Below are 14,321 nucleotides of genomic sequence, written 5' to 3'. Positions count from 1 at the left end.
GGCCCCGCGTCCGCATCAGAACTTCCCGACGACATTCATGAAAACACCCCTGTCGTTGAGCGTCAGATCACGCAGATCGTCCGAGAACGAGCCGAAATTGTAGCCGACGCCGATCTTGAAATTATCACCGACATGCCGGTAGACGGCCGCTAACGCACCATATTCCGTCGTCTTCGCCTGCGGCATGTAGAGCGCGCGGCCTTCGAGCAGGGCGTCCCATCCGTGGACGACGTGCAGGTCCGCACGAACGATGCCGAGATGCGCGCTCGACGTCTGCCAATCGCCATATCGCTGGCGATCAGCCTCAAGGCGCTGGCGAACCTCGCCATGGCGAAAGCCGTATTTGGCCCCAACCGAAAGCCAGGGCGTCAGGTCGTAGGTGAAATCCGCCGACAGGATGTGGCTCTTCTGCGCCGGCCCGAATTCGTCGCCGGTCACCGCGCTCACCTGGTTTGCGCCCGGCTCATCATAAAGGAAGACGTATTTGAACAGCGCATTCAGCCGGTCGTTGTCGACCGGGCGGTATGCAAATCCGACGGATCCTTCCAGATAGCTGCCGTTGCGGAACGCGCTTTCCGCGCCGCCATCGGAGAAGACGGAATCGAAGCCGAGCAGGACGCGCCAGTCCGGATCGGACTTGTAGGAGAGCCCGCCCTTCACGAGATAGGTATCGAGATCGCGGGTGTCGTCGTCGGAACGCTCGAAGCGGGCCTCTGCCTTGACATTGGCAGCAAAGATATCCGCCTCCTTGTAGCCGACCCCGAAGGAGACGGCGTTGCGCTCGAAATCCGAGCGCTGCAACCCTGTCGACGGATCGATCGTGTCGTCGCGAATCTCGCCCGCCTCGAAGCCGGTATCGAAGGTCCACAGATCGTCCGGCGTGTAGACCACGCCATAGGTCTTCGTCAGCGATGTCCGCTTGCCAAACAGGTCCCAGTTGTTTTCGGCATAAGCCGTCCAATAGGGATCGTAGCGCTTCTGTGCACTGAGAACGAATGTCCCGCTGTCCGTGCCAACGAGGGTGTCGCTGCGATCGACGTCATAGGCCCGGTCGGGATCGAGCCGGTAACCGAAGGTATAGGTCGTATCCTTGTCCGGCTCGTAGGCGACGCCGGCCAGGGCGCCGATGCCAAGCGTGCCGTAGGAGACCTCGCCCTCGAGGCTCCATTGGTCGTCAAGCCGATAAACCGTTCCCACGCCCCCACGATCGGCACGATGGATATCGCCGGACACGTCGAGCGTCGCCTGACCGAAAACGTAATATTTGTGGTCGTCGTCGGGCTCATAGGTCAGGCGCAGGCCAGCGTCGAGCCGCGCGCCGTCATATCCCGACTTGCCCGAAGCGACCGCCATGGGGTTGCGGGTATCAAGATAGGAAACGCCCAGGCCGAGCGTCCAGCCGTCGGCGAGTTCATCGGTGAGCTCGGCCGTGCCTTTCCGCTTGGTCCGCCCGCCGACCAGCGGGCCGGCGAGACTGCTTTCGGAAGCGCCTTCGGAGAAGTCGTCATAGACCAGATTGAGGCCGATGGTTCCGGTCAGGTCGATATCGAGCTTCGTTCCCCAGATACGCTGATCGGCGAAGACTTGCTCGGCAAGCGTCGAGAACCCCGCCTGCTTTTCCTGATAGTAGAATCCCGCTGTGCCGGTAACGCCATTCGATGTGAGTTCGGCCAGATCGGCCTGACCGTTCAGGCGCCAGGCCAGCGCGTTCCTGTCATATTCGCCGCTTGAGGGAAGATCGCCTATCGTAATGCCGCCGTCATAGGACTGCGACGTGCCGAAACCCGGCCCCGTCGAATAGGCGATCTCGCCGGAGAGATAGGTCCTGTCCGATTTCCGGAGCTGAAAGTCGGCGCCCAGCGCCTGCTGGTCGGCGACGCCGGTCGTTTCATTCATGCCGGTCACGCCCACATGAATGTTCTCGTTCAGCCACTGCTGGGCGCGGCCGCCATAGACATAGCCGTCGACCGAGCCGATAGCCGGCGTATATTCATACTGAGCAATCACGAACGCCTTGTTGCCGCCGAGCGCGCCCTCGCGAACCGCGCCGGTCTCGATCGACGACGCAGAAACCGGACGCTTCAGAATAAGCACGCCCTGAAGGTAATCGAAGGTATAGTCCTCACCGTAGCGCAATGCGCGCCGCTCCAGCACCGCGCCCGTGGTCGCATCCCGGATCTCGACCTGGATCGTCTCCGAGCCGACGGTAATATCCTGTCGCCGCATGAAATAGGCCGAGCCGCCCGTGCCGAGGAATTCATCGCGCTGCGGCAGCGTGTCGGGCTGGGCCGCATAGAGGGAAATGTCGGTCTTGCGCTCGCCAAAACTGGTCGTGTCTTCGGAGCGGTAGACGGCATTCGCTCCATAGAGCGCCCGCTCGGAATGCATGAATTCCGTGCCGCGGATAACTGTCTTGTAATTGCCCCACATGACATGGCTGTCGCCGCGCTCGAGCCGAACATAGAACTTGCCGTTGGTCGGCGCATCGTCCACCGCCGTCGAATCGTCGCCATAGACCGGGTAGAACTGATCGGGATCGATCCGGCGCAGCAACTGGCGCGGATCCTTGGCATCCATACCCCTGAACATGTTCCCGATCGGGCCCTCGCCGGTGTCGCCGGCAGCCGTCAGCAGATATTCGCCGCGAACCTTGCCCTTGAGATAGAAGGCCAGGCGTCCGTTGGTATAGATCTTGTCGTATTCTCCCGGCCGCACCGTCTCGATGCCGGCGTCGCCGCTGCGTCGGCCCACCGTCAAATCGGCAAGCGCGACATAGAACCAGTCGTTTTGCGGAATGTTGATCCGCCGGGTAAATTCGAGCGCGCTCTTTCGGCCTGTGCCAAGAACGGCGACATCCACATCCTGTTGGCCCGGGGGCAGGATGCGCTGCGCCACGAATGCCCGTTCGTTGTCGACCGGGATCGTGTCATGGAGTGCCCGCACCTGGTATCCGGCCGGAACATTGCGGCCATAGACCGTCACCGCGCCGCCCTGGACGGGGATGTTGCGGAAAGCCGTATTGTCTTCCCCCATGCCCGGCGCCACCGCATCGGGCGCCGGCGACGGTTCGTGGCCGGTACGCGCAAGGGCGCGTGGCGCCGTCTCATCGTAGCGATTCCGGCTATCGTAGACACGGAGCAAATAGACGAACCGGGAGCTCGCCTCACGATCTGCCGGCATCCGCCAGGTCGCCCTGCCATTGATCGGGACAGGGATGATCGCGACAGGGTCGGGCGAGGGATGGTCCGCCATCTCATACACGCGGATTTCGGATCGCACGATGAAGGCCGGGTAATTCGAGGTCGCCAGAAACTCGACCGGGTCGCCAGGCCGATAGGTATGACGCACCGGATCGGTCATCAGATTGAGCGTGGGCCGTACTTCCAGACCATCGTACTTCACCTGAATGTCGACGGCGCCGAGGCCGATATCGGTCTGGCGCTGTTCATCCAGCCCGCTATCGGCGGGATCCGGCCGGGCACCGGTGACGGACAGGCCGTCAACGCTGATCGAGAAGGGCAGATTGCCCCCTGTCGTGCCCGTTTCCTGCCTGGCGCTCGGGACGACCCGCGCGCCCTTGACGCTGCCGCCTCCGTGATCGGCCGGCCCGGCATTCGCCGGCAGGGTGGCGACCGCGAGCAAAAGGCCGGCGTAACCGGCCTGCAGCAGGCCACGACGACCGCGAGCGGTCCCGCGGATCGTGTCCCGCAAGATCTGGGCGTGCCTCCTCATCGGCGGGTCTCCATGCGCATTTCGATGCTAAGTCGGTATCCGGCACCGGACGTCTTCCACCTCCCGTCGATGACATCGCGGACGGCCTCCAGGCGCTTTGCTCCAAGCGCGGGATCGTCGGTCAGGTAATGGATGTGCAGGGTGGATCGCTGTTCGCGCAGCACGCCGAGCAACCGGTCGATGCCGCCGTCCCATTCCGGCTTCAGCCGGGCCTGGCCGGGAAGGAAAGCCTCGTCGGCCAGATCGAGCCTTACGACGCGGCCAAGCGCGGCGCCGAAATTGAGCGTCGTCATCTTGCCGGCCGTCAGCCGCACCACGCGCGGATTCTCCGTCGTGACGCGATAGCCGGTCGGAAGGGTCCGCTCATCGAGCTTCATGATGAAGTTCGAGCCGATCCGCGCATCGGGCAGCATCGCGCATGCGACATGGAAGCGGCCATGCTGGTCGGTCGTTACGAGCAAACCGTTGACGGTCGCCACCCGGACACCGGGCAGTCCCGGTTCCCCCTTGTCCTGATAGCCGTTGCCGTTCCTGTCGTCGAAGACCTTGCCGACGATGTCGCCGCAGTCGAAGACAGGTTCGGCCACGATCTCCACAGCCGCCGTCGCTTCCGGCGCAAGCCGGTTGCCGGCAAGGTCGGTGACACCGGCCCGGTTGATGTGCCGTCCCGGCCCGGCCGTGCCGAGCGCCAGCATGCGCAGGCGGATGATCATCTCGCCATGCGCAGGCAGCGTCAGGTTGGCGAAAACCACTTTGGCCCCGTTCACCTGCGGCGTGGCCGCCGCGCCGTCTACGGTGGCCGAACCCTTCACGAAGCGGAAGCCCGGCGGCAGGCGGTCTACCACATCGAAGCCGGCCACGGCCCGGCCGGCCTTGTTGATGACCTTGATCGTGAACGGCGCCTCTTCGCCGCGCCGGATCTGGCGCAATCCCGCCTGCTTGGTGATCTCGATATCGGACGGCGCCGCCGCCGGCAGATCGAGCGTCGCCGAGGACGGGTCCGTTTCCACCTGCGCACGGGTCGGCGTCCCGTCGTTGTAGTAGCCCCGGGCCGTCGCCGTGTTGCTCACCCCTCCCGCAAGCCCGGCGGCATTATCGATATCCGCCTGGCTCAACGTATAGGTGGAGGTGAAGACCTGCGTCCGGCCCGGCGCGATCGTCGCCCGCCCCGGATTGAAGGCTCCGAGCCGGTTCGTGCCGCGTACACCATTGAAGCTCGGTCCCTGGTCGACCGGCTGGACGTCGAAAACCGCTACATTGCCGGTGTTGCTCACCGCAAAGCTGTAGACGATGGTGTCGCCCGCCTCGATGACCCCGTTGCCGTCGACATCGGCGATCTGTCCGCCCTTGGCGAGCTCGATCCGCGGACTCTGCTTGATCGGCGTGGTGACGGTGCTGTCGTCGCTTTCGACCGGACCGCCCCCGCTTGCCGGCGTGCCCGTCACCCTGGCCGCATTGACCACTTCGCCGGCATCGATATCGGCCTGTGAGATCGTGTAGCGCGCCGAGAAGGTGGTGCTGTCGCTCTGGTTCGGCTTCAGCAAAGCGATGGGGCCACCCGTTACGGCAACGCCGTCCAGCCTGTCGGCCAGAGTGATGTTCTCGATATCGACATCGCCGGTATTGGTGACGGTGAAACTGTAGTCGATAGTCGAGCCGACAACATTGCCGGATGGCTGGCCGGCGGTCTTGATCACGTTCAGTGCCGCGCGCGGCGAAAGCGGCGTGGTGACCGTACTGTCCCCGCTCTCCACGCGATCGCCACCTGTCACCGGCATGCCCGCCGACCTCGCCGTATTGACGATCTCGCCACGGTTGAGGTCTTCCTGGGTGAGCGTGTAGGTCGCGGTTGCCGTGCCCTTTTCTCCCGGCCCGAGATCGGCAGGCGCTACCGCCAGCGGAGTGCTGCCGAGCATCGGGTCGCTGACGGTAACCCCGGTGAGCGACACCGATCCCGTATTGGTCACCTCGAAGCTGTAGACAATGATCGAGCCGACCGTCTGGCCGGAGGGCGTGCCGGCCGTCTTGACGACCGTGAGAGCAGGCGTTCCCGCAACCGGGGTGATCACCGTGTCGTCGGCGGTCACCCTGCCGCCGGGATACTCCCCGGCAGCGGTTGCCGTATTTTCCACCTTGCCGGCATCGATGTCGGCCTGCGTCAGCGTATAGGTCGCCGTGGCCGTGCCGGTCCGGCCGGGGCGCAGGTTCGGCGGATCAACCTGAAGCGCTCTCGCGCCGATTTTCGGATCGGCGATCGTCACATTGGTGAGCGTGACCGTGCCGATGTTCTCAACCGAGAAGGTGTAGGTGATCGTATCGCCCGCATCGACACGGCCGGTGCCGTTCGCATCCGAGACGGCTCCAGCCGTCTTCGTCAGCGCCAGGCCACTCGCACGGTCTATCGCGACGATCGCCGATGCGTTTTTAGTGACTTCGACGCCTTGCGGATCGTAACCCCGGGCCGTCGCCGTATTGACGACCTGACCGGCATCGATATCGGCCTGGGTCAGACGGTAGTCCGCCGTTGCCGTCCCCATCTCGCCGGGAGCAAGGTTGGCAGGCGACACGGTCATGCCCATGATCACCAGCTTGGGATCATCGACGGCGATATCGGCCAGGGACACCGTTCCGGTGTTTTCGACGGTGAATGTGTAGGTGATGGTATCGCCGACATCGGTGAGGCCGTTCCCATTGGTATCCCGAACGGCGCCGGCCGATTTCGTGAGCGCTATGGCCGGTTCGCCCGCAAGAGGAGTGGAGACAGTATCGCGGTCCGTGATCACGAACTGGCCCGGCACGGTGGCGCTGGCCGTTGCTGTATTGTCCACCTTGCCGGCATCCATGTCGGCCTGCTTCAGCGTGTAAGTCGCGGAGGCCGTGCCGGTCTCGCCCGGCGCCAGCGTTGCCGGCGTCACGGCAAGACCGGTCAGGCCAAGCTTGGTATCCGTGACCTTCACGCTGCTCAGCGTCACCGTCCCGGTGTTCTCGACCGAGAAAGTGTAGGTGATCGTATCGCCGGCATCCGTGCGGCCATTGCCGTTGGCATCGACGATCGAGCCTGCCGTTTTCGTCAGCGTCATGCCGTTCGCGACGGCCACATCCGTAACGGCCGTGTCCTTTCGCGGCGTCGTGACCTGATCGGTCTTGACCTGTGCGGTGTTGACCAGGGGCCGGCCGGCATCGATGTCGGATTGCGATACCGTGTAGTCGGTCGTCCAGCTCCAGGTCTCGCCGACATCGAGCAGGCCATTCCCGTCGTCGCCGGCAGGCCCGGTCAGAACCGCGGCGCTTCCATCGGGCAGCACATCGGCAAGGTCGATGCCGGTTTGCGTTACATTACCGGTGTTGCGGACGGTGATCGTGTAGCCGAGACTTTCGCCCTCGCGCGATGCCGGCTCTGGGCCCGATGTCTGCGTCTTCGAAATGACCAGATCGGGATCCCTCGCGACAAGGGTCGACGCCGTATCGGTCGCGGGCCCGGCCTGATCGCTCGTCACGGCGGCCGTGTTGACGAGGGTGGCACCGGCATCGATATCGGCCTGCGTAACCGTATAGGTGGCCGTCCAGGTCCAGACCTTGCCGACGCCGAGAACGCCAGTGGCAGCGCCATCGCCATCTGGTCCCGTCAAGCCGGCAGGACCGCCATCCGGCGGCGTGTCGGTCAGAACGATACCCGTAAGCGCCACATTGCCGGTGTTTTCGACCCTGATCGTGTAATTGAGCACGTCCCCCGCACGACGAGCCGTCGCCTTGTCCACCGTCTTGTCGATGGAAAGCGAAGGCTGCTGCTCCATCGTCGTCCGAACGGTATCTTGCGCCTGCGCCGGGGTCCCGTCCGGCCCTTCCGCCGAGACCGTCGCCGTGTTGACGAGCGGGACGCCGGCATCGACGTCGGCCTGCGTCACGTCGTAGGTCACGTCCCAGGTCCATGTGGCCCCGACCTCCATGGCAACGGTCGTGCCGTCGCCACCGGTTTCCACCGGCGTACCGACCGCAGGCGTGCCGCCATTCGACAGCACGTCGTTCAGCGTGACGTTCTCGAGGGTTACATTACCGGTATTGGTGGCCCGCACGGTATAGGCCAGCGTGCCGGGCGCCGACACGCGGCTCTTGTCGACCGTCTTGGTGACGTCGATCCGCGCCATCCGGTTGACGGTGGTGACAGCGCTGTCGGAATCCGTGCGATTGCCCGAAGGATCGCTGGCCGTGACGATCACGGAATTGACCAGATCGCTGCCCCTGTCGATATTGTCCTGCACGACCGCATAGGTGATGGCGTAGGTCCAGACCTCACCCGGATCGAGCGCACCGTTCCCGTCGTCGCCGTCCGGGCCGACGAGGCTGCCCGCGCTGCCATCCGGCAAGGTGTCGGTGAGCGCCACATTGTCGAGCGTGACGTTGCCGGTATTGGTGACGGTGATCGTATAGTTGAGCGGACCCGGGCGGCTGATCGAATCCCGGTCCACATCCTTCTCGATGTGGATTCCGGGCCGGGTCGAAATTCCCGTCGTCGCATCGTCGGCGACCGGGACGCCGATGCCATCGGCAGAAGCGGAGACCTTGTTGACGAGATCGTTGCCCGCGTCGATATCGGCCTGCGTGACCCGGTAGCTCGTCGTCCAGATCCATGTCTCGTCGACGTCGAGCAGGCCGTTGCCATTGGTATCGCCCGATGGGCCGGCAAGGCCTGCGGCGGTCGTACCATCCGGCAGGGTATCCGTGATCGACACATGGGCCAGCGCCACGTTCCCCGTGTTGCGCGCCGTGATCGTATAGTTGAGCACGTCCCCTTCGGTGTCTGTCGTACGCTTGTCGACCACCTTGTCGATCGACAGCGAGCGGTTCTGCGAAACCTCCGTCGTAGCATCCGCCTCGACGGCAGTACCGACCTGACCACTGCTGACCATGACCCTGTTGGCGAGGTCGGAACCGCTCTCCATATCAGCCTGCCGGACCGTGTAGCTGGCCGTATAGGTCCAGACCTCGCCGACATCGAGCATACCGTTCCCGTCGTCGCCGCTCGGGCCGGTGAGCGCCCCTGCGCCGCCATCCGGCATGATATCGCTCAAGGCCACATCGCTCTGGCTGACATTACCCGTATTCGTCACGGTGATTGTGTAGGAAAGGACCTCGCCGGCCTCGTGGACCAGGGTCTTGTCAACGGTCTTGCTCACCGAAAGCGAGGGACTGCGCTCGACAAGCGTCCGGGCATCGCCACTGGCCGACACGGACGCGTGGCTCGGCGCCTGCGCGCTGACGACAACCGTGTTGACCAGCGCCTGTCCGGCATCGATATCGGCCTGCGTGGCCTGATAGACGACTTCCCAGGTCCAGGCGGCGCCCACTTCCATGACGATGGTCGTGCCGTCGCCGCCGGCTTCGACCGGCGCGCCGATATCGACCGCGCCATTGTTGGAGAGCGTGTCCCGGAGTTCAACATTGGAGAGCGGTACGCTGCCGGTATTGGTGGCGACCACCGTGTAGGTCAGCGCGCCGGGCGCCGAAATCCGCGTCGAATCCACCCGTTTTCTTACGGTGATGCCCGGCGTTCCCTCGACCGGCGTCGTTATGGTGTCGTCACCGTTTACGGTCACGCCCGATGGTGTCCGGCCATTCGCCGATGCGCTGTTTTCGACCTGTCCGGCGTCGAGATCGCCTTGAACGAGCGTGTAGGTGGCCGTTGCCTTGCCTTTCTGGCCGGGCGCGAGCGTCGGGGGACGTACCGCCAAGCCCGTGACCCCGAGCTTGGGATCGCTCACCGTCACGTCTGTCAATGTGACTCCGCCCGTATTCTCGACCTCGAAAGAATAGGTGATGGTGTCGCCGGCATCGGTCATGCCGTTGCCATTGGCATCCTCGATCGCGCCGGCCACCTTGGCGAGGCTGAGGGCCGCCGGCGATGCCACGGGCGTTACCACCCCGTCGCGATCGCTTGCCTGGATGCCCCGCGGAGACAGGCCGATTGCCTCGGCGGTGTTCTCTACGGTACCGGCGTCGATATCGGCCTGGACGAGTTCGTAGGTGGCTTCAGCGCTACCGGTGTCGCCGGGCGCCAGACTGGATGGCGTCACGGGCAGATTGAAAAGCCCCAGCCTGTCATCATTGACGATGACGTTGCGCAGGCTCACGGATCCCGTGTTCTCGACCGAGAAGCGGTAGGTGATGGTATCGCCGGCATCGGTCATGCCGTTGGCATTGGCATCCTCGATCGTTCCGGCCGTCTTGGTGAGGGATAGGCTTGCCGGCGCATCGATGCGGGTCGAAACGGTATCGGAGCCGGAAATGTCAGCGCCCGCCGCGTCCTCGCCCCGCGCGACCGCCGTGTTGTTGACGAGGCCGGCGTCGATGTCGGCCTGGGTCAGCGTATAGACGCCGGATGCCGTTCCCGTTTCGCCCGGTGCGAGGGCCGAAGGCGTGACCGGAGCGCCGCGAAGGCCGAGCCTCGCATCGTCGACGAGGAGATTGCGGACGCTTACCGTCCCGCTGTTCGTCACGGTGAAGGTATAGGTTATGGTATCGCCCGCATCGACCCGGCCGCTGTCGTTCGCATCGACGATGTCGCCGGCTCTCTTCGACAGCTGAAGTTCGGGATGCCCTGCGACCGGTGTACTGGCGCTGCTCTCGCGCGGAGCAGTGATCTGATCGGTGGAGACGCGCGCCCTGTTGAGGAGCTGCCTGCCGGTATCGATGTCGGCCTGCGACGCCGAATAGGACGCCGTCCAGCTCCACGTCTCGCCGACGTCGAGGATGCTATTGCCGTTGACGTCGCCATCCGGACCGTTCAGGACCGCCGCAGTTCCGTCCGGAAGAATATCGCTCAGGCGAACGCCCGTCAGGCTGACATTGCCGGTATTGCGGACGGTGATCGTATATCCGAGCACCTGCCCCTGGCGCGACGCTGGATTGGGCCCCGAGGTCTGCATTTTCGAGATCGCAAGGTCGGCGTCCTGCACCACCGATGTCGAAGCGGTATCCGTTTTCGGCGCGGCCCGGTCGCTCGTCACCGCCGCCGAGTTGACGAGCGGCGCTCCTTCATCGAGGGCGGTTTGCGTGACGGTGTAGGTCGTCGTCCAGGTCCAGACCTTGCCGGCGTCGAGGACGCCCGTAGCGGCGCCGTCACCCGCCGGGCCCGTCAGTTCGGCGGCACGGCCATCCGGCAATGTATCGCTGACGGCGATGTCCCGCAGGGCGACATTGCCGTTGTTCTCGACGCGGATCGTGTAGGTCAGGACATCCCCTGCCCGGCGCGTCGTCGCCTTGTCGACCGACTTTTCGATGGTCAAGGAAGGTTGCTGTTCGATGGCCGTCCCGGCGTCGTCGCTCGCCTGCACTCTCGGCTCTGCCGGATCGGCGCCAGGGAGGCGGCCCGAAACGGTGGCGACATTGGTCAGTATCGCGCCATTTTCGATGTCGGCTTGCGTCGCCTCATAAGTCACGCGCCAAGTCCAGGTGGCGCCGGCCTCCATGACGACGGCGCTCCCGTCACCACCGGTTTCGACCGGCGCTCCGATCACAACGGCGCCGCCATTCGACAGCACGTCGTCCAGCGACACATCTTCGAGCGCCACGTTGCCGGTATTGGTCGCGCGGACGGTATAGGTGAGCGTACCGGGTGCGGTGATGCGTGTCTTGTCGACATCCTTGGCCACGTTGAGACGCGGCATCCGGTTGATCGCGGTGCGTGCCACATCCGTATCGCCGACGATCTGTCCCGACGGATCCGTTGCCGTTACGGCTGCCGTGTTGTCGATGGACGTACCGGCATCGATATGGGATTGCGTCACCGCAAAGGTGGTCCTGTAGACCCAGATCTCCCCGACATCGAGCTGGCCGTTATTGTTGTCGTCGCCGGAGGGGGCGGTCAGGCCAGCAGAGGTTCCATCCGGGAACGTGTCGGTCACCACGACATCGTCGAGGGATACGTTGCCGGTATTGGTGACGGTGATCGTGTAGTCGAGCGATCCGGGCCGGCTTATCGAATCCCGATCGACGTCCTTTTCTATCTGGATGCCGGGTTTCGTCGAGACGCCGGTCGTCGCGTCGTCGGCGACAGGCGCGGGAATGCCGGTGGCCGTCGCCCCGGCGGTGTTGACGAGATCGTTCCCCGCATCGATGTCGCTCTGGGTGACGGTATAGGTGGTCGTCCAGACCCATTGTTCATCGACATCGAGAAGATCGTTGCCGTTGTCGTCACCGGCAGGGCCGGTCAGGTCGGCGGCGGCTCCCCCCGGCAGCGTATCGGTGACCTGCACATCGGCGAGAGCGACATTGCCGGTATTGCGCGCTGTGATCGTGTATGTCAGCACCTCGCCGGCCGCCCCGGTCGTGCGCTTGTCCACCACCTTGCTCAGCGTCAGCGAGCGGTCCTGATGGATTTCCGTCGTCGCATGGGCCTCGATCGGCTCCCCGATCTGATCGCTGCTCACCTTGACGGTGTTGATCAGATCCGAGCCTGCCTCCAGGTCCGCCCGGTTTACGGTATAGGTGGCCGTATAGAGCCAGACTTCATCGATATCGAGCTTGCCGTTTTCGTTCTCGTCCCCGCCCGCAAAGGTCAGCGAGCCGGAGGTGCCGTCGGGCATGACATCCGCGAGCACGAGATTGGTCTGGCTGACATTGCCGGTATTCTCCACCCTGATCGAGTAGGAAAGAACGTCATCGACAGCGCTCGTCTCGGCCTTGTCCACCCTCTTGGTGACGGAAATGGCAGATGAGCGCGCTATATCGGTTTTCGCCTCTGCAGTGAGCGGGCCGGCGATTTCGCTCGATTTCACCTCCACCCGGTTGACGAGGGCGTTACCCGCGTCGATATCGTCCTGACTCGCGGCGTAGGAGGCCTCGTAGCTCCAGATTTCGCCGACATCGAGCAAGCCGTTGCCGTTGGCATCGCCCGTCGGGCCGGATACCGCGCCCTCGCTCCCATCCGGCATTATGTCCGCGAGGATGACGTTGCTCGCAGGCCCTTCTCCGGTATTGCGCAGGGTGATGGTGTAGGAAAGCGTTGCCGGAGCGGAAATCCTCTCCTGATCGACCGTCTTGCGAACCTCGATCTGCGGCAGCTTGCGGATATTGGTGAAGATGCACTTGATTGCCGCGCCGGCGGCGGTTGCGGCTTCGTCGAACCGGACCGATCGCCCCGCCACCGTATAGCGCCCGCCTTGGCCCAGCCCATCGCAATAGACATCGGACAGAGCGAAATCACCGGGGTCGACCTCGGTGAGAGTAGTGACTGCGCCGGGTTCCGAAAGAAGCTGCACCGGACCATCGGCCTCAACGCCCTCGGCTGCGGTCGTAACCGCATGCGCAGCGATGCCATTGTCGCCGGTGAAATTGAACGTGCCGGTGCCGCCTTCGGATATCTTCCCGACCTGAACCGACGGCTGCCTGGTGTTGGTGAACGTGCAGACCAGCTTTTGGTTCGCCCCGTAATCCGATGCGGCGATGGTCAGCGTGCCGTCGTTCTGCGCCGATGGAACAATGTTGCCGTATTGATCGACGCAGCGGGTTTCCAGCCGCGTACCGGGCGGCAGGGTCTCGGTAATCGTGATAGGTTGCGAATTGTCCTGCAGCGGATATTGCGCCGAATTTGCCGGATTGTTCTGGCTCGTATCGAGATTGAAGGCCCCGATGCCCTGATCGGCAGCGAAGGCATAGGTCCCGGTCGCGCCGATGCTCTCCTTGCGGATCTCGATATCGGAGCCGGCGAAGCTCCATCGCATCTGGACGAAGTCGCGCGCATCGTTCTGATAGGTCTTGCCTTCGAAGGTAACCCGGAATGTCAGGCTGGTAATGCCGCGGCCGACGAACTGGATCGATCCGCAGGCCGATCCCAGGCCATCGGTGCGGCAATATTCCGTCTGGGCGACGTTCCTGACCCCGGGCGCCCTGCCAAAGGCATTGGCGGCCGAATTGACGGTGAGGGCCGGGTTGCCCGAGAGCCGGACCAGCTCCACCGAGCCCCCTTGCGTGTTCGCACCGACGAGCTGCCACACGGAGGAATTGCTGGTTGGCGGGTCGGGATTGGTGAAAGCGTAGCCGCCCAGCTCGTCCACATGCAGGATCGGATTGTCGACCGGCTTGCTGAAGGTCACCGTGACGGAACGGACGGCATTCGGATCCTGGCTGGTGACCATGCCGAGCGAGGGCCCGCCGGATACCGCGCCGAAACGCGTATCCCAGTGGTTTCCAGTAGCGAAGGTGGAGTTTCGATAGGCATTTCCGTCCAGAACACCGGATTGCTGCACCCTCACCCCGAGAACGGCGGTCGTTCCCGAGGATCCGTTGATGGTCCAGGTTCGGGTGACCTCGGCATTCGCTGCCGAACAACATGCCAGTATCTGCACGACGGCAAGAAAGACGGCACCGTAGCCATTGAGGAGCTTGCGAAAAAGCGGGCGAATAGCGGGGCGCCGGCCTGTTTCGGTTTGCCTTTTCGTCAATTTGCACTTCCCTGATTTGCCGATTCCCTGCCCGCGCCCCACCCGGGCAGCCCCCCTCCGAGCGAACAGAAAAAGCCTCTACAAACAGAAATTTCATCGATCTAATCGAACAATAGGTTCGCTGATCCCGCGGTTGTCGCCGCGCCAATC

The 14,321-nt window shown here is 64.0% G+C and carries 2 protein-coding genes; both read right to left on the bottom strand.

Annotation, left to right across the window (positions count from 1 at the left end; all coding sequences use genetic code 11):
• Positions 1–15 precede the first annotated feature (15 nt).
• The gene (locus tag ACZ48C_RS18655; protein WP_464783611.1) at positions 16–3,732 is read right to left on the bottom strand and encodes a TonB-dependent receptor; all 3,717 of its coding nucleotides are present in this window, start codon (positions 3,730–3,732) and stop codon (positions 16–18) included.
• A complete protein-coding gene (locus ACZ48C_RS18650) occupies positions 3,729–14,171 on the bottom strand; it encodes a DUF7507 domain-containing protein (RefSeq protein WP_464783610.1) in 10,443 nt (3,480 codons plus the stop codon). The genes ACZ48C_RS18655 and ACZ48C_RS18650 overlap by 4 nt, the downstream gene beginning before the upstream one ends.
• Between the last annotated feature and the right edge of the window lie 150 nt (positions 14,172–14,321).

Source organism: Shinella sp. 1A1, assembly GCF_055379515.1.
Note: the sequence above shows the minus strand (reverse complement) of the source record. Positions and strands in the feature narration are given on the sequence as shown.

Excerpts from the sequence above, each read along its gene's own strand:
- ACZ48C_RS18655 (WP_464783611.1), bottom strand. The coding sequence starts at position 3,732 with ATGAGGAGGCACGCCCAGATCTTGCGGGACACGATCCGCGGGACCGCT.